The organism is Arthrobacter sp. Marseille-P9274, assembly GCF_946892675.1.
Lineage (GTDB): Bacteria > Actinomycetota > Actinomycetes > Actinomycetales > Micrococcaceae > Crystallibacter.
This window is the reverse complement of sequence record NZ_CAMPOV010000002.1, coordinates 592564-616795: the sequence shown is the minus strand read 5'-3', so window position 1 is coordinate 616795 and position 24232 is coordinate 592564. Positions and strand designations below refer to the sequence as shown.

The 24232-nt window shown below is 68.2% G+C and carries 21 protein-coding genes; 12 read left to right on the top strand and 9 right to left on the bottom strand.

The window, feature by feature from the left end:
• Positions 1-4 precede the first annotated feature (4 nt).
• Entirely contained in the window at positions 5-499 is a 495-nt protein-coding gene (locus OC550_RS16075; protein WP_262106920.1) for a nucleoside deaminase, read from the bottom strand.
• Positions 500-732: 233 nt separating this feature from the next.
• Positions 733-1494 carry an IclR family transcriptional regulator gene (locus tag OC550_RS16070; protein WP_262106919.1) on the bottom strand — a complete coding sequence of 254 codons (762 nt, stop codon included), beginning with the start codon at positions 1492-1494 and terminating at the stop codon, positions 733-735.
• Between the two features lie 248 nt (positions 1495-1742).
• On the opposite strand from OC550_RS16070, the gene OC550_RS16065 reads away from it, so the two are divergent.
• Genes OC550_RS16065 through OC550_RS16050 form a run of 4 tightly spaced genes read left to right on the top strand, consistent with a single transcriptional unit; the run spans position 1743 to position 6834 of the window.
• Positions 1743-3128: an NAD-dependent malic enzyme gene (locus OC550_RS16065; protein WP_262106918.1), complete on the top strand. Its 1386-nt coding sequence runs from the start codon at positions 1743-1745 to the stop codon at positions 3126-3128.
• 15 nt (positions 3129-3143) lie between these two features.
• Positions 3144-4748, top strand: a complete 1605-nt coding sequence (gene aceB / locus OC550_RS16060; RefSeq protein ID WP_262106917.1) for a malate synthase A — start codon at positions 3144-3146, stop codon at positions 4746-4748.
• The gene (locus OC550_RS16055; RefSeq protein ID WP_262107187.1) at positions 4748-6022 is read left to right on the top strand and encodes an HpcH/HpaI aldolase/citrate lyase family protein; all 1275 of its coding nucleotides are present in this window, start codon (positions 4748-4750) and stop codon (positions 6020-6022) included. Before aceB ends, OC550_RS16055 begins: the two co-directional genes overlap by 1 nt.
• The gene (locus OC550_RS16050; protein ID WP_262106916.1) at positions 6019-6834 is read left to right on the top strand and encodes a bifunctional allantoicase/(S)-ureidoglycine aminohydrolase; all 816 of its coding nucleotides are present in this window, start codon (positions 6019-6021) and stop codon (positions 6832-6834) included. Before OC550_RS16055 ends, OC550_RS16050 begins: the two co-directional genes overlap by 4 nt.
• A gap of 94 nt (positions 6835-6928) precedes the next feature.
• On the opposite strand, the gene OC550_RS16045 is transcribed toward OC550_RS16050, so the two are convergent.
• Positions 6929-8902, bottom strand: coding sequence for a transglycosylase domain-containing protein (locus OC550_RS16045; protein ID WP_262106915.1), 1974 nt, complete (start codon positions 8900-8902; stop codon positions 6929-6931).
• 432 nt (positions 8903-9334) lie between these two features.
• Between OC550_RS16045 and OC550_RS16040 the strand changes: the two genes are divergently transcribed.
• From OC550_RS16040 to allB, 5 genes are all read left to right on the top strand, one after another.
• Entirely contained in the window at positions 9335-10117 is a 783-nt protein-coding gene (locus OC550_RS16040) for a hydroxypyruvate isomerase family protein (RefSeq protein WP_262106914.1), read from the top strand.
• Between the two features lie 33 nt (positions 10118-10150).
• Entirely contained in the window at positions 10151-11029 is an 879-nt protein-coding gene (locus tag OC550_RS16035; RefSeq protein ID WP_262106913.1) for a 2-hydroxy-3-oxopropionate reductase, read from the top strand.
• A 149-nt stretch (positions 11030-11178) separates the two neighbouring features.
• The gene (gene gcl / locus OC550_RS16030; RefSeq protein WP_262106912.1) at positions 11179-12969 is read left to right on the top strand and encodes a glyoxylate carboligase; all 1791 of its coding nucleotides are present in this window, start codon (positions 11179-11181) and stop codon (positions 12967-12969) included.
• A gap of 2 nt (positions 12970-12971) precedes the next feature.
• Positions 12972-14198 carry a glycerate kinase gene (locus tag OC550_RS16025; RefSeq protein WP_262106911.1) on the top strand — a complete coding sequence of 409 codons (1227 nt, stop codon included), beginning with the start codon at positions 12972-12974 and terminating at the stop codon, positions 14196-14198.
• A gap of 2 nt (positions 14199-14200) precedes the next feature.
• Positions 14201-15547 (top strand): allantoinase AllB, encoded by a 1347-nt coding sequence (allB, locus tag OC550_RS16020; protein ID WP_262106910.1) that lies wholly within the window; start codon positions 14201-14203, stop codon positions 15545-15547.
• Between the two features lie 77 nt (positions 15548-15624).
• On the opposite strand, the gene bcp is transcribed toward allB, so the two are convergent.
• Positions 15625-16095, bottom strand: coding sequence for a thioredoxin-dependent thiol peroxidase (gene bcp, locus OC550_RS16015; RefSeq protein WP_262106909.1), 471 nt, complete (start codon positions 16093-16095; stop codon positions 15625-15627).
• Between the two features lie 198 nt (positions 16096-16293).
• Between bcp and OC550_RS16010 the strand changes: the two genes are divergently transcribed.
• Entirely contained in the window at positions 16294-16782 is a 489-nt protein-coding gene (locus tag OC550_RS16010; protein ID WP_262106908.1) for a MarR family winged helix-turn-helix transcriptional regulator, read from the top strand.
• Positions 16783-16850: 68 nt separating this feature from the next.
• Complete coding sequence (locus OC550_RS16005; protein WP_262107186.1) at positions 16851-18074, top strand: MFS transporter; 1224 nt, start codon at positions 16851-16853, stop codon at positions 18072-18074.
• A gap of 83 nt (positions 18075-18157) precedes the next feature.
• Here the strand turns inward: OC550_RS16005 and katG are convergent, their stop codons facing one another.
• The 5 genes from katG to OC550_RS15980 all read right to left on the bottom strand — a co-directional run bounded on the left by katG (position 18158) and on the right by OC550_RS15980 (position 23505).
• A complete protein-coding gene (gene katG, locus OC550_RS16000) occupies positions 18158-20449 on the bottom strand; it encodes a catalase/peroxidase HPI (RefSeq protein WP_262106907.1) in 2292 nt (763 codons plus the stop codon).
• Positions 20450-20823: 374 nt separating this feature from the next.
• A complete protein-coding gene (locus OC550_RS15995; RefSeq protein WP_262106906.1) occupies positions 20824-21393 on the bottom strand; it encodes a DapH/DapD/GlmU-related protein in 570 nt (189 codons plus the stop codon).
• A 94-nt stretch (positions 21394-21487) separates the two neighbouring features.
• Positions 21488-22534: an NAD(P)-dependent alcohol dehydrogenase gene (locus OC550_RS15990; RefSeq protein ID WP_262106905.1), complete on the bottom strand. Its 1047-nt coding sequence runs from the start codon at positions 22532-22534 to the stop codon at positions 21488-21490.
• A 22-nt stretch (positions 22535-22556) separates the two neighbouring features.
• Positions 22557-22970, bottom strand: a complete 414-nt coding sequence (locus OC550_RS15985; protein WP_262106904.1) for a cupin domain-containing protein — start codon at positions 22968-22970, stop codon at positions 22557-22559.
• A gap of 73 nt (positions 22971-23043) precedes the next feature.
• Positions 23044-23505 carry a MerR family transcriptional regulator gene (locus OC550_RS15980; RefSeq protein ID WP_262106903.1) on the bottom strand — a complete coding sequence of 154 codons (462 nt, stop codon included), beginning with the start codon at positions 23503-23505 and terminating at the stop codon, positions 23044-23046.
• A 194-nt stretch (positions 23506-23699) separates the two neighbouring features.
• Here OC550_RS15980 and OC550_RS15975 point away from each other — a divergent pair, with 194 nt between their 5' ends.
• Entirely contained in the window at positions 23700-24146 is a 447-nt protein-coding gene (locus tag OC550_RS15975) for a GNAT family N-acetyltransferase (protein ID WP_262106902.1), read from the top strand.
• The last annotated feature ends 86 nt before the right edge of the window (positions 24147-24232 follow it).

Genomic DNA, 24232 nt, shown 5'->3' with positions numbered 1-24232 from the left:
CGCCTCAGTAGTCGATCCTGGTGTCCAGCCGGTCCCAGAGCTGGAACGGCTGCAGGTAGTCGGTGTCCCGGTGGCCGTCCCGGACCACCGGCATCAGCTGCCGGTCTCCCGCAGCGTCGAAGTAGTTGTAGAACACTGCGTCATCGAAGCCGGAGCGTGCGGCGTCATGGCGGTCTGCTGCGTAGACAACGCGGCTGATCCTGGCCCAGAGCGAGGAAGCCAAGCACATGGGGCAGGGCTCGCAGCTGGTGTAGAGCACGGCGCCGGACAGGTCGAACGTGCCGAGCGCTGCCGCGGCGGTGCGGATTGCGGTAACTTCGGCATGGGCGGTGGGGTCATTGGTGGCAGTGACCCGATTGGTGCCTTCGAAGATCCGGCCGTCGGCGGAAACGACGACGGCGCCGAACGGTCCGCCGGAGTTGCGGACATTGGCGGAGGCAAGGTTGATTGCCATGGCCAGATATTGCGTGCACTCAGTGCTGGCGAGGGAAGGTTTCATGGTCGGCGACTTCCTGTGATCGGGGAAGCTGGCCACGGACCAGGAACGCTCAAGGCGCGGGCGGCATGACCTCAGCTTCAACGATGGCTGATTAGGTTAGTAGCGCCCGGTAGATAGCTCCGGAAGCGGAGCCCGCCATTGGCAAGAAGAACGTTAGCAGCAGAATGTGACGCCCGCCACCTTTTTCGGAAGGGAATTTCCGGCTTGCGGGAATTAGGGCTGCGCCGGAGGGCTCAGTCCCCCGTGAGGGTCAGTGCTGCGGCAATGGCGTCCGTGGCTTTCCGCAGCTCCGGCACGGCGCGGTCGCGGAAGTCGTCATCCACGCGGGAAACCGGGCCGGAGATGGACAGCGCCATCGGCGTGGGGGCGCCGGGGACCGCCATCGCGAAGCAGCGCACCCCGGTTTCCTGCTCTTCGTCGTCGACGGCATAGCCGTCCTTGCGGATGCGGGTGAGGTCGGCGAACAGATCTTCCAGGGTGGAGATGGACTTGGGCGTCGGCGTCGGCATTCCCGCCTGCTTGACCAGGCGGGTGACGCGTTCGTCGTCCATCACGGACAGGATCGCCTTGCCGACCCCGCTGTCGTGGAGGTTGGCCTGCCGGCCAACCTCGGTAAACATGCGCATGGCATGCGGCGACGGGACCTGCGCGAGGTAGGTGACCATGTCGCCGTCGAGCACTGCCATGTTGGCCGTTTCGCCCAGGTTGGCGACCAGGTCCTTGAGCAGCGGCATGGCCAGGGCCCCGAGCTGGCGGTTCGCCACTTCACCGAGCCGGATCAGGCGCGGGCCCAGGGCGTAGCGGCGGTTGGGCAGCTGCCGGACATAGCCGATCCCGACCAAGGTCCGCAGCAGGCGGTGGATGGTGGGCAGCGGAAGAGGGGTTTCAGCGGCGAGCTCGGTCAAGGCAACTTCGCCGCCCGCCCTTGCGATGAGTTCCAGCAGGTCGAAGGCGCGCTCCACGGACTGGACGCCGCCGGCGGGCTTTGCGGGCATGATGTGCTCCTCGATGTTGCGCGGTTTCCCGCGGCGCGCCGGAACGGCGCTGTTCGTCCCTTCCAGAATATCGCTGGAACGAAGAAAAGTTCCGCTCTTCGGAATCCACGGCATCAGAAGTCTTGTATTTCCATTGAGCAAAGAATAATATCCATAATACGGAAAAAAGATGGGCCCCGATACCATCCTCGCCGGCCGGTGCGGCCGAAGCAGGAGGACCGGCGCTGCCCCCGACCGAAGGAGAACCAATGGCGACTCCCAGCCCCGGGTACTCGATCACCTTGCGTGTGGAAACGCCCGCAAACTTCACCGCAACCAGCGAGCTGGCAGCGGCCGTTGCCGGTGCCGGCGCGTCGGTGACCGCCCTGGACGTGACCGAATCGCACCACGACCGGCTGGTAGTCGACGTCAGCTGCGACACCACCGACGCCGAGCACGGCGAGCGTGTCCGGGCCGCACTGGACGCCGTGGACGGGGTCGCGGTACGCAAGCTCAGCGACCGCACTTTCCTGATGCATCTGGGCGGCAAGCTCGAAGTCGTCCCCAAGGTTCCCCTGCGCAACCGTGACGATCTGTCCCGCGCTTATACCCCCGGCGTCGCACGCGTCTGCCAAGCGATTGCCGCGAATCCGGCGGATGCCCGCCGGCTGACGGTCAAGCGCAACACGGTGGCCGTAGTCACCGACGGCTCCGCGGTGCTGGGGCTGGGCAATATCGGTCCGGCCGCGGCGCTCCCGGTAATGGAGGGGAAGGCGGCACTGTTCAAGCAGTTTGCCGGCGTGGACGCCTGGCCGGTCTGCCTCGACACGCAGGACACCGAGCAGATCATCAGCATCGTCAAGGCACTGGCGCCGGTGTACGGCGGCGTGAACCTCGAGGACATCGCCGCGCCGCGCTGCTTCGAAATCGAGCGGAGGCTGCGCGAGGAACTGGACATCCCGGTCTTCCACGACGACCAGCACGGCACCGCGATCGTCACCCTGGCGGCGCTGCAGAATGCCTTGAAGGTCGTCAACAAGAAGATCGAGGACGTGAAGATCGTCGTCGCTGGCGTCGGCGCCGCCGGCAACGCGATCATCCAGCTGCTCAAGGCACAGGGCGCGCTGAATATCGTGGCCTGCGGCCGTAACGGCGCCATCAACCGGGACGAGTCCTACGCGGATCCGCACCGGGCTTGGCTCGCCGAGAACACGAATCCGGAGAACTTCGCCGGCAGCCTGCACGATGCCGTGGCCGGAGCGGACGTGTTCATCGGCGTCAGCGGCCCGAACGTGCTGGGAGAGGCACAGGTGGCCACGATGGCGCCGGATTCCATCATCTTCGCCATGGCCAACCCGGATCCGGAAGTCGACCCCGCCATCGCCGCGAAGTACGCCACGGTGGTTGCCACCGGGCGCAGCGATTTCCCGAATCAGATCAACAACGTGCTGGCCTTCCCGGGCTTCTTCCGCGGACTGCTCGATGCCGGGACATCCGAGATCAACGATGCCATGCTGGTAGCAGCAGCCATGGCCATCGCCCGGCGCGTTTCGGACGAGGAACTCAACCCCAGCTTCATCATTCCCAGTGTTTTCGACCCGCACGTGGCAGCGGACGTTGCGTCCGCCGTCGCCAATGCCGCACCCAACCGCTAAACGGAGGCGAACACCATGACTCTCACCGTGACCCACAGCTCGCCGGTTCCCGGCGCCGACCGGATCCTGACTCCGGAGGCACTGGACTTCGTGGAGAAGCTCCACCGCAAGTTCGCCGGTACCCGGGACGGACTGCTGGCCGAGCGGGTAACCGCCCGGCGCCGCGCCGCCGAAACGGGCGGCCTCCACTTTTTGGACGAAACGCGGGAGATCCGCGAGGGCGACTGGAAGGTGGTTCCGGCTCCGGAGAAGCTTCGCGACCGCCGGGTGGAAATGACCGGTCCTGCCTCCCCGATCAAAATGGCGATCAACGCGCTGAACTCAGGCGCCAAGGTGTGGCTGGCCGACCTGGAGGATGCCAGCTCACCGTCCTGGGACAACGTGATCGACGCGCTCGTCAACCTGACCGACGCGGCCCGCGGCCAGCTGTCCTACACCTCGCCCGAGGGCAAGGAGTACGCGCTGCGCACGGATGCGCCGCTGGCCACCGTAGTGGTGCGTCCGCGCGGCTGGCACCTGCCGGAGAAGCATGTCCTGGTCGACGGCGAACCCGGGGTGGGTGCGCTGGTGGACTTCGGCCTCCACTTCTTCCACAACGGCAAGTACCTGCTGGAGCGCGGCGATGGCCCCTTCTACTACCTGCCGAAGATGGAGTCCTATCTGGAGGCCCGCCTCTGGAACGACGTGTTCGTGTTCGCGCAGGATGAGCTCGGGCTGCCGCAGGGCTCGGTGCGGGCCACGGTGCTGATCGAGACCATTCCGGCGGCATTCCAGATGGAGGAAATCCTCTACGAACTGCGCGACCACGCTTCCGGCCTGAACGCCGGCCGCTGGGACTACCTGTTCAGCATCATCAAGTACTTCCGGGAGGCCGGGGACTCGTTCGTGATGCCGGATCGGGCGTCCGTGGCGATGACCGCGCCGTTCATGCGCGCCTACACCGAGCTGCTGGTCAAGACCTGCCACCGGCGCGGTGCCTTCGCGATGGGCGGCATGGCCGCCGTCATCCCCAACCGGCGCGAGCCGGAAGTCACCGCCGCCGCTTTCGAGAAGGTCCGCGCCGACAAGACGCGCGAGGCGAACGACGGCTTCGACGGGTCCTGGGTGGCACACCCGGACCTGGTGGATACCTGCCGCGAAGTGTTCGACTCCGTGCTCGGGGACAAGCCGAACCAGGTGGACCGGCTCCGCGAGGAAGTCCAGGTAACGCCAGAGCAGCTGCTCGACGTCTCCTCGGCCCAGGGCGAGGTGACCGAGGCCGGCCTCCGGCTGAACCTGTACGTCGCCGTCGCCTATACCGCGGTCTGGCTCTCCGGCAACGGCGCTGTGGCCATCCACAACCTCATGGAGGATGCCGCTACGGCCGAGATCTCCCGGACCCAGGTATGGCAGCAGCTACACAACCAGGTCAAACTGGCGGACAGCGGCCAGACGGTCACGCGCGAGCTCGTGCGGCGCCTGCTGGACGAGGAAACCGAGCGCCTGCGCGGCGAGGTCGGCGACGAGGAGCGCTTCGCGAAGTTCTATCTGCCGGCCAGCGAGCTCATCGCGGACCTGACCATCGGCGAGGGCGAGTTCGTCGACTTCCTGACCCTTCCGGCCTACAAGCTGGTGCCGTGATGGCGGAATTCTCGATTCCGGCGGAGACCTCCGCCCGCATCGAATCCGAACTGGCTGCCACCGATGAGCTGCTGGCCGCCGCCTACCCGGGCGAGCGGGCCGAGCGCCAGCCGGTCCACACCGTCTACGTGCCGGCCGACTCTTTCACCCCGGACCTGGCCTCGCGTTGGGGGGCGGAGGCGCTGGCCGCGGTGAAGGAGCACGGCGGGCTGGAGCAGCTCGCGGCATCCCTCGGCCTGCGCGAACCCGCGCAGCTGGCCGAACTGGTACGCCGGAAGCTGGAGAGCGAGCCGATCGAAGACCTGAGGCTGGATTTCGAGGACGGCTACGGCCACCGCCCGGACGCGGAGGAGGATGCCGCCGCGGAATCCGCCGGCCGTCTGGTCGCCGAGGCCGTCGCCGCCGGGACGGCGCCGCCCTTCATCGGCATCCGCTTCAAGTGCTTCGAGGCGCCCACCCGGGCCCGCGGGCTGCGGACCCTGGACCTGTTCCTCGGTTCGCTGTTGGAGCACGCCGGCGGCGTCCTGCCGGACGGCCTGGTGCTGACCCTGCCCAAGGTCAGCACGGTGGCCCAAGTCCGCGCCATGGTCATCGTCTGCGAGGAACTCGAGCACGTCCACGGGCTCGCCGCGGGCCGCCTGCGCTTCGAGGTGCAGATGGAGACCCCGCAGCTGATCCTGGCCGCGGACGGCACCGTTCCGGTGGCGCAGTTGATCCACGCCGGCGCCGGCCGGGTTTCCTCGCTGCACTACGGCACGTACGACTACAGCGCCTCGCTCGGCATCGCGGCGGCCTACCAGTCGATGGAGCACCCGGCCGCGGACTACGCGAAGTCGGTCATGCAGGTCGCCGTGGCCGGCACCGGCGTGCACCTCTCGGACGGCTCCACGAACATCCTGCCGCTCGGCGACGCCGAGAACGTCGCCGTCGCGTGGGCCCTCCACGCCCGCCTGGTCCGCCGGCACCTGGAACGCGGGATCTACCAGGGCTGGGACCTGCACGCCGCGCAGCTGCCCACCCGGTTCCTCGCCACTTACGCCTTCTACCGCGACGGTTTCGAGGCAGCGGCGACCCGGCTGAAGAACTATGTCCACCGGATCCCGAGCGCCATCATGGACGAGCCCGCCACCGCCCGCGCGCTGGCCCGCTTCATCCACCGCGGCCTGGTCTGCGGCGCCGTCGAAGAGGCCGAATTCATCCGGCTCGCCGACGTCTCCCCGGCACAGCTCGCCGCGCTCGCCCACTCCCACACCACCACCGAGGACCAACGATGAACCCGCAGCATTACTACACCAACCCGGCCGGCCTGCCGCCGCAGACCGACCTGCTCACCGACCGCGCCATCGTCACCGAGGCCTACACGGTCATCCCGCGCGGCGTCCAGCGAGACATCGTCACCAGCGTGCTGCCGGACTGGGCTGACACCCGCGTCTGGATCCTGAACCGTCCGGTTGCCGGCGGCGCGACGACGTTCGCCCAGTACCTGATGGAGGTCGCCCCGGGCGGCGGCTCGGACCAGCCCGAGGCGCAGGCGACGGTCGAGGGCTTCCTCTTCGTGGTCGGCGGCGAACTCAGCGTCACCATCGAGGGGGAGAACCGCGTCCTGGCGCCGGGCGGCTTTGCGTACGCGCCGGCCGGCGCGCAGTGGCAGGTCAAGAACGACGGCGGTGCTCCCGCCCGGTTCCACTGGATCCGCAAGGCATACCAGCCGCTGGAGGGCTACACTGCGAAGGCCGTGTTCGGCAACGAGCAGGACCTCGAAGCGAACCCTATGCCGGACACCGACGGCAAGTGGCGCACCACCCGGATGCTGCCCGTCGACGACCTGGCCTACGACATGCACATCAATGTCGTCACCTTCGAACCCGGCGCGTCCATTCCCTTCGCGGAGACCCACGTGATGGAACACGGCCTGTACGTGCTCGAGGGCAAGGCGGTCTACCGGCTCAACGGCGACTGGGTCGAGGTCCAGGCCGGCGACTACATGTCCCTGCGCGCCTTCTGCCCCCAGGCGTGCTACGCCGGAGGCCCGTCCAACTTCCGCTACCTGCTCTACAAGGACGTCAACCGCCAGATCGTCCTCTGACGCGGCCGCACCGCCCCAGTTCCTCCGCCCCTGGTCTGAGAGTCCCGGGGGCGGAGCTGTGCCCGCGGCCAGGCGCCGGCCGGCACCCGCCGGCCTACGGGGCGTCCGGCAGCCGGACGGCCTTGACCCCCTTGAGTGCGCCCTCCATGGTGTCCTTCCAGACCGGGCCGGCCACCTCTGAGCCCGTCAGGTCCTTGAACGTCTTGCCGTAGGCCTCGACCCGCTTGAGCGGATGCTGCGCGCCGCCGCGCGGGTCCCCCAGCCAGACGGCGCCCAGGAGCTGCGGGGTGCCGCCGACGATCCAGTTGGCGGCAAAGCTGTTGGTGGTGCCGGTCTTGGCGCCGGCCTCCCGGCCCTTGAGCCCCTTCAGCTGACCCAGCGTGCCGGTCGGCTTGAACGGTTCCTTCAGGGCATGGGCGACCGTGTCTGCCACGTCCTTGTCGATCGCCTTGTGGCAGTCGGGATCCGGCACGGGAAGGTTCTTCTTGGTGTCGGTGCGCTGCGCCTTGATGATCGCCACCGGTTTGCAGACCACGCCGCCGCTCATGAAGGCGGCGTACGCGCTGGCCATCTCCAGCGGCGGGACCTCGTAGGCGCCTAGGGCCAGGGATGCCTCGCGCCCGGTCAGCTCGTCGGCCGGAATGGTGCTGATCCCGAGCTTCTCCGCCATCTTGGCGGTGTTGACGACGCCGACGCGCTCGATGAGCCGGACGAAGTAGATGTTCACCGAGCTCCTGATCGCCTGGTAGGCGTTGATCACGCCGTAGTCCCGGTTGTTGTAGTTGATGTAGCCGCCGCGCGGGTTGTCCAGGGCTGCCGTCCGGTACGGGCCGTCCGCCCTCAGCCGCAGGGACGGCGGAATGCCCTGGCTCAGCGCGGTGGCCAGCACAATCGGCTTCATGGCCGAGCCCACCTGGAAGGCATTCTCGGCGTAGACCACCTGCGTCTTGCCGCCGCCCTTGCCCCACTCGCGGTTCTCGGCGATGGCGGCAATGTGGCCCTTTCCTGGTACGACGACGGCGGTTCCCAGGGCGACGCGGTTGCGGTTGCCGAGCGCCTTCTCAACCGCGGCCTGGGCGGCGTCTGCCGCCTTCGGATCCAGCCCGGTGGTCAGCGTCATGCCGCCCTGGTTGAAGCGCTGCTCGCGGGCCTCGGCGGTCTTCCCGAATGCGGGATTGGTCAGCAGCTCCTCCCGGACGACCTCACAGTAGAACGGGTACTTCGAGCCGCCGCAGCTGGAGGGCACGGAACCGCGCTTCACGCCCAGCCCCGACTCGCGGGCGGCCAGGGCTTTCTCGGGCGTCAGGACCTTCCGCTGCTCGAGGATGCTGAGCACCGTGTTCCTGCGCTCGGTGGCGGCGTCGGGCTGCGTGAACGGATCGAAGTTCACCGGGGCCTTCAGCATGCCCACCAGCAGCGCTGACTGGAGGTGGTTCAGCTTCGCCGCGGTGGTGCTGAAATAGACGCGCGCCGCGGCCTCGATCCCGTAGGCACCGTTGCCGAAGTAGACGGCGTTCATGTACCGCGTAAGGATCTCGTCCTTGGACATCTGCTTTTCGAGGGCGACGGCGTACTTGGCTTCGCGGATCTTGGCGTTGTAGGTGTCCCCGGCGGCCACGGAGAGCTCGACCTCGTCCCGGGCGTTGTTGACCAGAATGTTCTGGACCAGCTGCTGGGTAATGGTGGAGGCGCCTTGGACGTCGCTGCTGGACAGGTTGTGGATCAGCGCGCGGGTGATGCCGTAAGGATCCACGCCGCCGTGATCGTAGAACCGCGCGTCCTCGGTGGACAGCAGGGTCTCCCGGAACGCCGGGGACACCTGGTTCAGCTCCACGTCGATCCGGTTCACGTTGTAGAGGCGGGCGAACTCCTTGCCGTTCTTGTCGAGCATCACCGTCTGCTGGGCCAGCGGGACGTTCAGCGGCAGGCCGGTCGGCAGGCCGTCCCACGCGTCCAGCGCGGTGCTGCCCACCACCGAGAGCGCCACGGATGCAGGCGCCACGATCAGCCCGGCCCCGAGGGCGGCGGTGGCGACCCACACGATCCAGGAGTTCAGGCGCCGCGACACGCTGCGCCGTCTGGAGCGGCTCCGGTCGGGACGTGCCGAGGTCATCAGCACAGAGAGGGGGACAGGTTCGGGCTTTGCAAAAAGGCTCATCATGCTGTCGTGCGGATTGCCACGACCGCCTGCGCATCTTGCCCACCCGGCCGTACGGCGGCGTCGGGAGCTTAGGGCGCACCCCCGTCCGCCACAGGATCCCCGCACCCCCTCCTTCGCCGAGCTGGAGTCGATACAGAGAAGATTAGATCGTCTCCAGCGGGCTGGCCAGAGTCCGCGGCACCTCGTTTTCCAATCGTGGCCAAGTGTCCCTTTCGGATCTCAATGAAAAGTTAATTCCGTATTGCGAAAAACTGTTGACCCCTGCGGCTGGGGTAGGTACGCTTTCATAAAGCAAGATCACATTCTCGCAATGCGAAATATATGCAAGGAAGGCCCGGCATGTCCTACACCGTGAACTGCTCCATCCTCCTGACCGAGCTGCCCCTCCTGGAGCGGCCGGCTGCGGCGGCCGCCGCAGGCTTTGACGCCGTCGAGTTCTGGTGGCCGTTCGGCGAGTCCGTGCCCGCGGACAGGGACGTGGAAGCCTTCGAGCGTGCCGTCTCCGATGCCGGGGTCCGGCTGACCGGCCTGAACTTCAACGCCGGCGACATGCCGGCCGGAGACCGGGGACTGGTGTCCTGGAAGGGCCGCTGCTCCGAGTTCAAGGACAACATCGACGTGGTGGCCGGCATCGGGGAGCGACTGGGCTGCACGGCCTTCAACGCGCTCTACGGCAACCGGATGGCGGAGCACTCCCCGGAGGAGCAGGACGAGCTGGCGCTGGAGAACCTGGCCGCCGCGGCGGAGGGCGTCGCCCGAATCGGCGGCACCGTCCTGCTGGAGCCGGTGTCCGGCGCCGAGCGCTACCCGCTGAAGACCGCACAGGACGCGCTGGACGTGATCGGCAAGGTCCACGCCGAAGGCCCGCAGAACATCAAGCTGCTCGCCGACTTCTACCACCTGGCCGTCAACGGGGACAACGTTGACGTCGTCATCGACCAGCACGCCGCGGACTTCGGCCACATCCAGATCGCCGACAATCCCGGCCGCGGGGCTCCCGGCACCGGCACCCTTCCCCTGGGCGAGTGGATCTCCAGGAGCCGCAGCCTCGGCTATGACGGGCCAATCGGCCTCGAGTACAAGGCTCCGCGGACCGAAGCCTTCGCTTGGCTGATCCGCTAAGACACTGAAACTCCCACCAAAAGGACTCCTATCATGGCGAACGTCGCAGTAATCGGACTCGGAATCATGGGCCTGCCGATGGCCATCAACCTGGTCAAGGCCGGCCACACCGTCGCCGGCTTCAACCGGAGCCAGGACAAGATCGACAAGCTGGTCAGCGAGGGCGGCCGGGGCGCAGCGAGCGTCGCGGAAGCCGTCAAGGAGGCCGACGTCGTCGTCACCATGGTGCCGGATTCGCCGGACGTCGAGGCTGTGGTTTCAGGCAACGACGGCGTCTTCGCCAACGCGAAGAAGGGGGCCTTGTGGATCGATGCCAGCAGCATCCGCCCGGACGTCGCCTCCCGCCTCGCCGATGATGCCCGTGCCGCCGGCATCCGCCCCCTCGACGCGCCGGTCTCCGGCGGCGAGCAGGGAGCAATCGACGGCGTGCTCTCCATCATGGTCGGCGGCGCCGCGGCCGACTTCAAGGCCGCGCAGGACGTCCTCAACGCCGTCGGCAAGACCATCGTCCACGTCGGCCCGTCCGGCTCCGGCCAGACCGTCAAGGCAGCCAACCAGTTGATTGTCGCCGTGAACATCCAGGCTCTCGGCGAGGCCATCGCCTTCCTCGAGGCCTACGGCGTGGATACCGACGCCGCCCTCAAGGTCCTTGGCGGGGGCCTCGCCGGTTCCAAGGTGCTGGACCAGAAGGGGCAGAAGATGCTGGACCGCAACTTCGACCCGGGCTTCCGGCTGGCCCTGCACCACAAGGACCTGGGCATCGTCACCGCCGCGGCCCGCGAGGCCAACGTCGCCGTGCCGCTCGGCGCGGCCGTCGCCCAGCTCGTCGCCGCCACGGTCAACCAGGGCGACGGCGGGCTGGACCACTCCGGCCTGTTCAAGCAGGTCCTGCAGCTTTCCGGGCGCAAGTAAAGCAACCCGCCCGGCAACAGCACCCCGCAGCACGGCGGGACAACACCATAAGCCGCCCGGCCGGCGTCGTACTTCACGGCGCCGGTCCGGCCTCCCACACCCAAAAACCGCCCCACCGCGGGCACTTGATGCGTTCCAAGGAGAATCCCATGCCCAAGATGCGCACCGTTGACGCTGCCATCGCCATCCTGGCCAAGGAGGGCGCCACCGAGGCGTTCGGCCTGCCGGGCGCGGCCATCAACCCGTTCTATTCCGCCATGCGCGCCCACGGCGGCATCCGCCACACGCTGGCCCGCCACGTCGAGGGCGCCTCGCACATGGCGGACGGCTACTCCCGCGCCGCGGACGGCAACATCGGCATCTGCGTCGGCACCTCCGGCCCCGCCGGTACGGACATGATCACCGGCCTCTACGCTGCCTGGGCGGATTCGGTTCCGATCCTGTGCATCACCGGGCAGGCGCCGGTGGCGAAGCTGCACAAGGAGGACTTCCAGGCGGTCGACATCGAGTCCATCGCCAAGCCGGTGACCAAGATGGCGATGACCGTGCTCGAGCCTGCACAGGTTCCGGGGGCCTTCCAGAAAGCGTTCCAGTTGATGCGCTCGGGCCGCCCCGGTCCGGTGCTGCTGGACCTGCCGTTCGACGTGCAGCAGGCGCAGATCGAGTTCGACATCGACGCCTATGAGCCGCTGCCGGTGGAAAAGCCCCGGGCCACCCGCATCCAGGCGGAGAAGGCGCTGGACCTGCTCACGGCCGCGGAACGCCCGCTGATCGTGGCCGGCGGGGGCATCATCAACGCGAACGCCTCCTCGCGGCTGGTGGAGCTGGCCGAGCTGCTGAACGTGCCGGTGGTCCCGACGCTGATGGGCTGGGGTGCCATTCCGGACAGCCACCGGCTGATGGCAGGCATGGTGGGGCTGCAGACTTCGCACCGTTACGGCAACGAGACGATGCTGGCCTCCGACTTCGTGATCGGCATCGGCAACCGCTGGGCGAACCGCCACACCGGCTCGGTGGAGAAGTACACCGCGGGCCGCAAGTTCGTGCACATCGATATCGAGCCGACGCAGATCGGCCGCGTGTTCGCCCCGGACCTGGGTATCACTTCCGACGCCGGCGCCGCGCTGGACGTCCTGCTGGAGGTGGCCCGGGAACGCAAGGCCACGGGCCGGCTGCCGGACTATCGTGCCTGGGTCGCGGAGTGCGGGCGCCGCAAGGGCCGGCTGCAGCGCAAGACCCACTTCACCGAGGCGCCGATCAAGCCGCAGCGCGTCTACGAGGAAATGAACAAGGCCTTCGGCGAAGACACCACCTATGTGTCCACTATCGGCCTGTCCCAGATCGCCGGCGCCCAACTGCTGCACGTCTTCGGCCCGCGCCGGTGGATCAATGCCGGCCAGGCCGGGCCGCTGGGCTGGACCGCGCCGGCCGCCCTGGGCGTGGTCCGCGGCAAGCCGGAGCAGACCGTGGTGGCGCTCTCCGGTGACTACGACTTCCAGTTCATGATCGAGGAGCTGGCCGTGGGCGCGCAGTTCCAGCTGCCCTACATCCACGTGGTGGTCAATAACTCGTACCTGGGCCTGATCCGCCAGTCCCAGCGCGGCTTCGAGATGGACTACCACGTGTCGCTGGCCTTCGAGAACGTCAATTCCGCCGGCCTGTCGGCGACCGCGGCGGGCTACGGCGTGGACCACGTCAAGGTGGCCGAGGGGCTCGGCTGCAAGGCCATCCGGGTCGAGGACCCCGAGGACCTGGCCGCGGCGTTCGACAAGGCCCGCGCGCTGATGGCCGAGTACAAGGTGCCGGTCATCGTGGAGGTCATCCTGGAACGGGTGACCAACATTTCGATGGGCACCGAGCTGGACAACGTGACGGAGTTCGAGGAGCTGGCCGCCCGCGGCGTCGACGCTCCGACCGCCATCACCGCGCTGCTGGACTGACCGTGGAAGCAGCCAAGGGCGCAGGCGCGAAGGTCGTGCTGGCGCCGGACAAGTTCAAGGGCTCGCTCTCGGCGCCGGAGGTGGCCGCCGCGCTGGAACGCGGGCTGCTGGCGGCCGACCCGGAGCTGGAGGTCATCAAGGTCCCCGTCGCGGACGGCGGCGAGGGCACCGTGGAGGCCGCGGTCAGCGCCGGATACCGCCGGCACCGGGCCATCGTCACCGGCCCCACCGGCGAGGCGCTGGAGGCGGCGTTCGCCGTGGACGGGCACCGCGCCGTGATCGAACTCGCCGCGGCGTCCGGGCTGGACGTGCTGCCCGGCGGCCTGCTCCGGCCGCTGGCCGCCACCAGCCGCGGCACCGGCGAGCTGATCCGGGCGGCGCTGGACGCCGGCTGCACCGAGATCGTCCTCGGTGTGGGCGGCAGCGCGTGCACGGACGGCGGCGCGGGGCTCCTGCAGGGCCTGGGCGCAAGGTTCATGGACGACGCCGGGACGGAGCTTCCGCCCGGGGGCGCGGCTTTGGCGCGGCTCGCCGCAGTGGATCTCTCCGGCATGGATGGGCGGCTGGACCGGACCTCGGTGGTGCTGGCCTCCGACGTCGACAACCCGCTGCTCGGCCACAACGGCGCCGCCGCGGTCTTCGGTCCGCAGAAGGGAGCCGCACCGGAGGACGTCGCGCTGCTGGATGCCGCCCTGGGCCGCGTCGTGGAGGTGCTGGCCGCCGAGCTGGGCGCGGGGACAAAGGCCGCGGCGGTGTTCCCGGGCGCCGGCGCCGCCGGGGGAGTGGGCTTCGCCGCCCTCGCGGTGCTGCGCGCACGTCGCCGGCGCGGCATCGACGTCGTGATGGAACTGACCGGGCTGCACGCAAAAGTGCAGGGCGCACAGCTGGTCATCACCGGCGAAGGCAGCCTCGACGGACAGTCCCTGGAGGGCAAGGCGCCGGTGGGCGTTGCCCAGGCAGCCGCTGCCGCCGGCGCGCAGGTCTTCGCGGTCTGCGGCCGGAACCTGCTGCCCGAGGACCGCCTGCGGGCCGCCGGCATATCCGGCACCTTCGAACTGCTGGAACTGGAGCCCGACGTGCAGCAGTGCATGGCGTCCGCGCCGCAGCTGCTGGAGCAGACAGGAGCGGCGATCGCCGCAATACTGAAGGAAGGCAGGGCCGCCGCGGCCCTGCCGGGGAAGCGCCGGCCCGCGGAGGCCGGCCTGCTGAGCACCGTGAAGGGAGCCTGACCATGGCCGCCGAGCCTGAGTTCGATCTGGTCATCCGCGGGGAGCGGATCATGACGACGGCGGGAATCGCCGCCCGCGAGGTGGGCGTGCTCGACGGGACCATCCGCGCGCTCGAGCCCCTCGGCAACGGCCTGCGCGGCCGGCGGACCATCGAGCTCGCCGCGGAGGAAACGCTGATCCCCGGGCTCGTGGACACGCACGTGCATGTCAACGAACCGGGCCGCACCGAGTGGGAGGGCTTCGCCTCGGCCACCCGGGCCGCGGCGGCCGGAGGGGTCACCACCATCCTGGACATGCCGCTGAACAGCATTCCGCCCACGGTCAATGTGCCGGCGCTGGAGGAGAAGCGGGCCGCCGCGAAAGACCAGGCCTTCGTGGACGTCGGCTTCTGGGGCGGCGCCGTGCCGGGCAACCTCGGCGACCTGCGGCCGCTGCACGACGAGGGCGTCTTCGGCTTCAAGTGTTTCCTGCTGCACTCCGGGGTGGACGAGTTTCCCCCGCTGGATGCGGACGAGATGGAAAAGGACATGGCGGAGCTGAAGGGCTTCGATTCGGTGATGATCGTGCATGCGGAGGACTCCCGGGCCATCGAGCGGGCGCCGCACGCCGAGGGGGACCAGTACGCTCGGTTCCTGGCCTCCCGCCCCCGCGGCGCGGAGAACGTCGCCATCGCCGAGGTCATCGAGCGGGCCCGCTGGACCGGTGCCCGCGCGCACATCCTGCACCTCTCATCTTCCGACGCGCTGCCGATGATCGCCTCTGCCAAGCGCGACGGCGTGCGGCTGACCGTGGAGACCTGTCCGCACTACCTGACGCTGCTGGCCGAGGAAATCCCCAACGGCGCCACCGCCTTCAAATGCTGCCCGCCGATCCGCGAGGCCTCCAACCGCGAGCTGCTCTGGCAGGGGCTCGAGGACGGCATCATCGACTGCATCGTCTCCGACCACTCGCCCAGCACGCTGGACCTGAAGGACCTCGAAAACGGGGACTTCGGCGTGGCCTGGGGCGGCGTCGCCTCGCTGCAGCTCGGCCTGTCCCTGATCTGGACCGAGGGGCGCCGCCGCGGACTGCCGCTGGAACAGGTGGTGGCGTGGATGTCCAGCAGGCCTGCCGACCTGGCCGGGCTCGCCCGCAAGGGCCGGCTGGCGCTCGGCTTCGACGCGGACTTCGCCGTCTTCGCCGCGGATGAGACGTACGTGGTGGATGCGAAGAAGCTCAAGCACAAGAATCCCCTCACGCCGTACCAGGGAAAGGCGCTCTCCGGCGTCGTACGCAAAACCTTCCTGCGCGGGACGGAGGTCGACGGCGAACACCCCGCCGGCCGTCTGCTGCGCCGCGGAATGGCCTGACGTCTTAGGCCATAACTGAATGAGGCCCTTCCCCACAGTGGGAAGGGCCTCAAACGCGTGCGAGTGCGCTGACTAGTTTACGCCGTCACGCTCAACTCTTCGCGCAGCCGGGCCACGTGGCCCTTGGCATCCACGTTGTACTCCGCGAGGCGGACCTTGCCTTCCGGATCGACGACGACGGTGCTGCGCAGCGTCCCCGTGAAGTTCTTGCCGTTGAATTCCTTCTCGCCGTAGGAGCCGTAGGCCATGGCGACGGCGAAGTCCGGGTCCGAGAGCAGCGGGAAGGTCAGGGATTCCGCCGTGCTGAAGTCCCGCAGGGCCTCCGGCTCGTCCGGCGAAATGCCGACGACATCGAAGCCGGCCGCCTGGAGCGAGTTCAGGTTGTCGCGGAAGTCGCAGGCCTCGGTGGTGCAGCCCGGGGTCGCGGCTTTCGGATAGAAGTAGACGACGACGCTACGGCCGGCATAGTCCGCCAGCGAGACCTTGCCGCCGACGGCGTCCTCGAGGGTGAAGGCGGGTGCGGGATCTCCGGGGCGAAGCTGGGTCACAATGACTCCTTTTCCGTAGTGCGAAATCTGTCTATTGCATAACGATATTGCCCTTCCAGTGTACCGGGTATGACCCGCACGGCGGTCCTAAAAGTTGCTAAGTAGTCTTATTTTCGGGGTTTTGTCCGCTCGCCGAGAGAAGTGGCGGATAATGGGGAAAGTACGGCAGGCGAACACGGCAAAGGAGCGCAGACAGTCATGACCTCGACATCCGGTTTGGACAGGTCGTCTGCCGAGCTGCTCCTGACGGCCGCCCGACTCATGGAGAACCGCTACAACGAGCGTTTGCGGGAACTCGGCCTCACCCACGCCAGCCTGCGGATTCTAGCCACCTTGGACCAGCTCGGACGGAACACGCAGGCCGGGCTCGCGAAGAACCTCCGCCTGCAGCCGCAGACGCTGGGGGCCACCTTGAACAGGATGGAGGGGCAGGGACTCGTCCTCCGCGAGCCCGATGCCTCCGACGGGAGGACGATCCTCGTCAGCATGAGCCCCCAGGGCGAGGGCGCCTACACCAAGGCCGCCGGCATCGAAGCCGAGCTTGAGGCCGAGGCCGGGACCGGCGTCGAGGGACTGCGGGAGAGCCTCGCTGAACTGGTCGAGACCCTCGGGGCCCAACGCTGGGACAACCCAAGCGGCGCCGGACCGGAGCCGGCGAAACTGCCCGAGCACTCCGTCACCGCCTGACGTGATGCGCAGCCGAAGTTCCGGCAGTGTCGTGCGCCGGTGAGGAGCCCCGCGCGGAAAAAGCTAGCATCGAAGGCGTGACTTCAGCAGACCAGCGGACCTGGCAGGGGCATCCCAAAGGCAGCAAGGCCTACCGGAATATGCTGCTGGCGCTGCTGTTCGGCGGACTCGCGACGTTCGCCCAGCTGTACTCGGTGCAGGCGGTGCTGCCTGGCATCGCGCGCGAATTCGGGGTCAGCGCCGCGGACGCCGCCCTCAGCGTCTCAGCAGCCACGATCGGCCTGGCGCTCGCGGTCATCCCGTGGTCGGCGATCGCGGACCGGTGCGGACGCAAACGCGCGATGACCTGGGCGATCAGCGCCGCCGTCGTCCTCGGTTTGCTGCTGCCGCTGGCACCCGGGTTCCCCGCGATGCTGGGGCTGCGGTTCCTGGAAGGCGCCGCGCTCGGCGGGATTCCGGCCGTGGCACTGGTGTACCTGAACGAGGAGATCCAGCGCCTGCACGCGGCGGTGGCCGCCGGGACCTACGTCGCCGGCACCACGATCGGCGGACTGACCGGCCGCTTGGTGGCCGGGCCGCTGGCCGAACTCTGGGACTGGCGTGCCGGCGTGCTCGCCGTCAGCATCCTGGCCGCGCTGGCCGCGTTCGCCTTCGTCCGGCTGGCCCCGGCGCCGCGCGGCTTCCGGCCGCTGGTCCGCGGCGAGGGGCCCGGGCTGCCGGCCCGCATCCTCGCCAACCTGCGCTCCCCGCGGCTGCTGGCGCTGTACGCCCAGGGCTTCCTGCTGATGGGCGGCTTCGTGGCCGTCTACAACTACCTCGGCTTTCGGCTGGAGGCGCCGCCGTTCAACCTGCCGGCCTCGCTGGCGAGCCTGCTGTTCCTCGCCTACCTCGCCGGCACCGTGTCCTCCCGGCTCGCCGGCGGCCTGACCGTCCGCTTCGGGCGGCTGCGCGTGCTGCTGGTCAGCATCCCGGTGATCCTCGGCGGGCTGGCCATCACGCTCTCCGACTTGCTGCCGGTGGTCCTGCTGGGACTGCTGGTGTTCACCGGCGGCTTCTTCGCGGCCCACTCGGTGGCCTCCGGCTGGACCCCTCGGCTGGCGGAAGTCGGCCGGTCCCAGGCCTCCAGCCTGTACAACCTCTTCTACTACGCCGGCTCGAGCCTGTTCGGTTGGGCCGGCGGGCTGTTCTTCGTGCGGTTCGGCTGGAGCGGCTTGGCGGCCTTCGCCGGCGTCCTGGCCGTGCTTGCGGGTACGACGGCGGTGCTCGCCTTCACGGGCGCGGACCGGGAGTAGCCGCGCCCCGTTTGCGACCCTTTGGACGCCGTCGGCCGGCGGCTCCGGGCCGGCCCCATCTGGAGCCGGCCCGGATGCCTCGGTCAGCGCAGGTCGAAGCGGTCGAGCTCCATGACCTTCACCCAGGCCGCCACGAAGTCGTTGACGAACTTCTCCCCGGCGTCGTCGCTCGCGTAGACCTCTGCCAGCGCGCGGAGCTGGGAGTTGGAGCCGAAGACCAAATCGACCGGTGTGGCGGTCCACTTCAGCTCGCCGGTGGCGACGTCGCTGATCTCGTAGACATTCTCCTCGGACTCCGACGCCTTCCACCGGGTGCCTGGCGAGAGCACGTTGACGAAGAAGTCGTTCGTTAGGACCTGTGGCCTGTCGGTGAGGACGCCGTGGGCGGCGCCGCCGACGTTGGCGCCTAGGGCGCGCATGCCACCGATGAGCGCCGTCATCTCCGGCGCGGAGAGGTCCAGCAGGTACGCCTTGTCGACCAGAAGGGTCTCTGGCTGGAGCTTCTCGCCCGGACGGACGTAGTTGCGGAATCCATCTGCCCGCGGCTGCAGGTACTGGACCGACTCGACGTCGGTCTGCTCCTGCGAGGCGTCGGTGCGGCCGGGACGGAATGGAACCGTGACGTCGAAGCCGGCGTCCCGGGCTGCCTTCTCCACCGCGGCGCAGCCGCCGAGGACGATCAGGTCAGCCAACGACACCTTCTTGCCGCCGTCCTGGGCGGCATTGAACCGCTGCTGCACCGCCTCCAGGGCCTCCAGGGCACCGGCCAGCTGCTCGGGCTGGTTGACCTCCCAACTGCGCTGGGGCTCCAGCCGGATACGAGCTCCGTTGGCGCCGCCCCGCTTGTCGGTCTTGCGGAAGGTGGAGGCCGAGGCCCAAGCCGTGCTGACCAGCTGGGGGACGGACAGGGCGTCCAGGAGCTGGGCCTTGAGCGTGGCGACGTCCTGCTCACCGATCAGCTCGTGGTCCACCGCGGGGACCGGGTCCTGCCACAGCTGCGGCTCCGGGATCCACGGCCCGAGCATGTGCGGGCCAACGGGACCCATGTCGCGGTGCAGCAGCTTGTACCAGGCCTTGGCGAACGCCAGCGCGAACTCGTCCGGGTTCTCCAGGAACCGTCGCCCGATCTTTTCGTAGATCGGGTCGAAGCGCAGCGACAGGTCCGTGGTGAGCATAGTGGGCCGGTGCTTTTTCTGCGGGTCGTGGGCGTCCGGGATGATCTCCGGGGCGTCTTTGGCCACCCACTGGCTGGCGCCGGCGGGGCTCTTGACCAGCTCCCACTCGTGCTCGAACAGGATCTCCAGGAAGCGGTTGCTCCACTCCGTCGGCCGGTCCGTCCAGGTGACCTCGAGTCCGGAGGTAATCGTGTCGCTGCCCTTGCCCGTCCCGTAAGTGCTGAGCCAGCCCAGACCCTGGGCCTCCAGGTTTGCGGCCTCGGGCTCGGGGCCCACGTGTTCGTCGGCGTCGGCTGCGCCGTGGGTCTTGCCGAAGGTGTGTCCGCCGGCGATGAGCGCAAAGGTTTCCTCGTCGTTCATCGCCATCCGCTTAAAGGTCTCGCGGATGAACGTCGCCGCGAGCTTGGGATCCGGGTTGCCCATGGGACCCTCGGGATTGACATAGATCAGGCCCATTTCCGTCGAGCCGACCTCGGCGGCCATCGTGCCCTCGCCGATATAGCGCTCGTCGCCCAGCCAGGTGTCCTCGGGCCCCCAGAAGATCTCTTCCGGCTCCCACACGTCCTCGCGGCCGAAGGCGAAACCGAAGGTCTTGAAGCCCATCGACTCGAGGGAGACGTTGCCTGCGAGGACAAGCAGGTCGGCCCAGGAGAGCATCTGGCCATACTTCTGCTTCACCGGCCACAGGAGGCGCCTGGCCTTGTCGAGGTTTGCATTGTCGGGCCAGCTGTTCAGCGGCGCGAACCGCTGGCTGCCGTCCCCCGCGCCGCCGCGGCCGTCGTGGACGCGGTAGGTGCCCGCGGCGTGCCAGCTCATCCGGATCATCAGACCGCCGTAGTGGCTGAAGTCAGCGGGCCACCAGTCCTGGGAGGTGGTCAGGACCTGGATGATGTCCTGCTTGAGTGCCTCGACGTCGAGCTTCTGGAACTCCTCGCGATAGCTGAACGTGGGGCCAAGCGGGTTGCCTGCCGGGTGGTGGGCGTGGAGCACGGAGAGGTCGAGCTGGTTGGGCCACCAGTCCGCGACAGTCCGCGGCCGGTGAGCCTTGGGCTGCGGCGAGTCGATCGCCGGGTTCTCGCTCTCGCTGCCGTGCGAGGTCACGCTCCCAGGGGCGACCGGGCACCCGCCCTCAACCTTGCGGTCCAGACCCTGGGCGCTTCCCGGCGTGGGGACCGGGGGATGTTCCTGTCGATCGGTCATGGGCTTCCTTCCCTATGGCCGAGGCCGCGGTCGGACTCGGGCAGCCGGTCTAACCCTCCCATTTGACCACGAGCGGACGGCGCGGGGGGAGGGCTTCCTCGACACTAATGCGTCCCGATCGCCGCATTGGCAGACTTCCAAAATCCGTGCCGGCTTCTCTCGGACGGGCCCCACTCCTCAGTGCTACATATGCGCCATTAGCAGTATTTGGGTGATGGGCGAGGACTGGACGCTTCCCTCTGTGAGCCGGCGTGAGGGTTACCGACCGGGCGGGATTTGAGTGGCCCGTAGAACCAGGACGCGGTGACTCCGCCGTCTGCAAGGATGTCGCTGCCGGAGATGAGCGCCTGCCGCAACCGAGTGCCAAAGCGCGTTCAGCTGGCTAGCGAGCGCACCACCCTGGCCGGCGAGCCCACGACGATGGCGTTTTCGGGCACGTCTTTCGTCACGACAGATGCTGCCGCGACGACGGCGTTGTCGCCGATGATCACTCCCGGCAGGACGGTGGCGTTCGACCCGATCCACACGTTGCGGCCGATGGTGATCGGGGCTGGGTGCATGTCTGCGCGGCGGGATGGCTCGAGGTCGTGGTTGAGGGTGGCCAGCACTGTGTTGTGCCCGATCAGGCAGTCGTCCCCGATGACCACACCTCCCTGGTCCTGGAATTTGCACCCGGAGTTGATGAAGATCCGCTTTCCGAGCGTGATGTTCTTCCCGAAGTCGGAGTAGAAGGGTGGGAACACGGTGACGGACTCATCGACGGGCCTGCCGGTGAGCCGGGCCAACAGCTCCCGCACCCGTACTGGTTCCTGGTACCGGCCATTGAGTTCGCCGGTGATGCGCAGCGCCTCCTGGCTGGCGGCATGCATGACCTGATGCAAGGGCGAGTCCCCGGTGATGGTTTGGCCGGCGTTCAGAGCCCGTAGGAGATCGTCGAGGTTCATGGTGGTCCTTCGCGTGTTGATCCGTTGCGGCTTCGGTTCCGGCGGAGGGCGGGGCGTGGCGGCAAGGAGCCGCCACGCCCCGGTTTGGCCGCCGCTAGCTGAGGGTGGCGGTGTCGATGACGAAGCGGTAGCGCACGTCCGAGGCGAGGACGCGTTCGTAGGCGTCGTTGATCTTGTCGGCGGGGATGACCTCGATCTCTGCGCCGATGCCGTGCTCGGCGCAGAAGTCCAGCATCTGCTGGGTTTCGGGGATGCCGCCGATCATGGAACCGGCGAACGAGCGGCGGCCGCCGATGAGTGCCATCGCGTTCACCGGCAGCGGCTCCGCGGGCGCGCCGACGTTGACCATGGCCCCGCCGACGGTCACGAGTCCCAGGAAGGCGCTGACGTCGACCGGGGCGCTGACCGTGTTGATGATGAGGTCGAACGAACCGGCCAGCTCGGTGAACGTGGCTTCGTCGCTCGTCGCGTAGTAGTGGTCCGCGCCCAGGCGCAGCCCGTCCTCACGCTTCTTGAGGGACTGCGAGAGAACGGTGACCTCGGCGCCCATCGCGTGCGCGATCTTGACGGCCATGTGGCCAAGACCGCCGAGGCCGACGACGGCGACCTTCTTGCCGGGTCCGGCGCCCCAGCGGTGCAGGGGCGAGTAGGTGGTGATACCGGCGCAAAGAAGGGGAGCGGCGACGTCGAGGTCGATGCCCTCGGGGATCCGGAGCACGAAGTCCTCGGTGACGACGACGTGGGTGGAGTACCCGCCCTGGGTGATGGTCCCGTCGCGGTCGGTGGCGCCGTAGGTGCCCACCATCCCGTTGAGGCAGTACTGCTCGTCGCCCGCCTTGCAGTTCCTGCACTCCCCGCACGAGTTGACCATGCAGCCCACGCCGACCCGGTCGCCGACGGCGTGCGTGGTCACCTCGGATCCGACCTCGGTGACGATGCCCGCGATCTCGTGCCCGGGCACCAGCGGGTACGGCTGCGGCCCCCAGTCCCCGCGCACGGTGTGGATGTCGGAGTGGCAGATGCCGGCGTACTTGATCTCGATCAGGACGTCGCGGGGACCGACTTCGCGGCGTTCGATGGTCGTGGGGACAAGGGCCCCGTCGGGCGAGGGGGAGGCGTAGGCGTTTACGGTGGTGGTCATGGGTTGTCTCCTTCTAGGGTGGTCAGTTGGTCGCTGTGGTGGGCAGGCCGTACTCGTGGTCGGTGACGTGTTCGCCCCACGTCACGACCTGGCCCTGGTCGTCGGCTTCCTGGATGGCGACGTGGGCCATGAAGCGGTCGGCGGTGGCACCGTGCCAATGCTCCTCGCCGGGTTCGATGTAGATAACGTCGCCGGGCCGGATTTCCTGCACTTGGCCCCCACGGCGGGCCACGTAGCCGATGCCGTCCGTGACGTACAGGGTCTGGCCCTTGGGGTGGGTGTGCCAGGCGGTGCGGGCGCCCGGCGTGAAGCGGACGTGCGCGCAGCCGACCGCTGATTGCTTGTCGGGGTTGCGTATTCCATCGATAAAGACGGTGCCGGTGAACCATGATTCGGGGCCACTGGCGGTCTGGCCCCCGCTTCGGGTGAGCTTCATGTCGGTTCCTCCCTGTCTTTGGGCACGCCGGACCGGCGGACCGGTGGGGTCCGCGATCTCATGGGCGTGTTGGTTACTGGTTCCTTGTTTTCTTGAGGTCGTCGGCCAGCGTGCGTGCCTCGTCCGAGAGCTGTTCGGCCTTGGCACCGTCACCGTCCTGCATCGCCCGCCAGTAGTCGATTTTCAGCGCGACGTACCGCTTGCGCAGGGCGATGGACCTCGCTTCGTCCTCCAACCGCTCCTGCTGCGCCTTCAACAACTCGATCTGCTCCGGGGCAGCGGCCGGCCCGAGGGCGCTGTTCGCGAGGTAGCGGCGCATGTCGGCGACCGACATGCCCGTCGCGCTGAGGCACGACACCCAGGTCAGGAGGTCCAGGTCTTCGTTCGTGTAGACGCGATGTTTGCTGCTCGCGCCGCGGCGAATCGGGGTGATGACGCCGATGGATTCGTAGTAGCGCAGCGTGCTGGCCGGCAGCCCGGTCAGCGCCGCGGCCTCCTTGATTGAGTAGGTGTGCTGGATGCTTGTTGCGCTCACTCCATTAACGATAGGAACTTCAAGTACTTGAAGACAAGCGGCTGTGTCCCATCCAACCCCGGCGACCAGCGCCCATGAGAATACGGCGCCCGGCACACCAGCCGTGCGCGCCGTTATCGGCGCTAGGGGTCGGCTCCTTTATTCATAGGCGCAGAGGGGGCTCCAGCCACCCGAGGTATGAATAGCATGGTCTCGTGCGCATCAGGTTGAGTACCACCGAAGACGCCGCCCGGCTGGTTCCACTTCTGGATCAGCTTGGATACTCCAACCCCGTCGCTGCGCTGACACCTCGTCTGGAACGGCTCTTGTCTCATCCCGAGTATGCGGTGTGGGTGGCAGAGGGGGATGACGGCACTATGCTGGGCCTCGCCGTCGGCCACATGGTTTTTCCCATCGAGGACCAACCGGCAGCATATCTCACCGCTCTTGTCGTGGACGTTACCGTTCAGGGGACCGGTCTCGGTAGGCGCCTGGTGGACGTCTTCGAGAGCTGGGCCAGTGGGAACGCCGCGGCACGGACTGTCCTCACCTCGGCTACCCACCGCACGGCAGCCCACGCCTTCTACTCCCACCTCGGATATGAGCAAACGGGACAAAGGTTCAGCAAACGACTCATCGGTCCCAGCAATTCGTGTAGCTGACCCGCTGGCGGAAACAGTCGGTAGACTTCCGGACTTTTATGCCGACCCGCACGCTTCAACGCTTCTCCTGCAGCGGTCATGTGCGC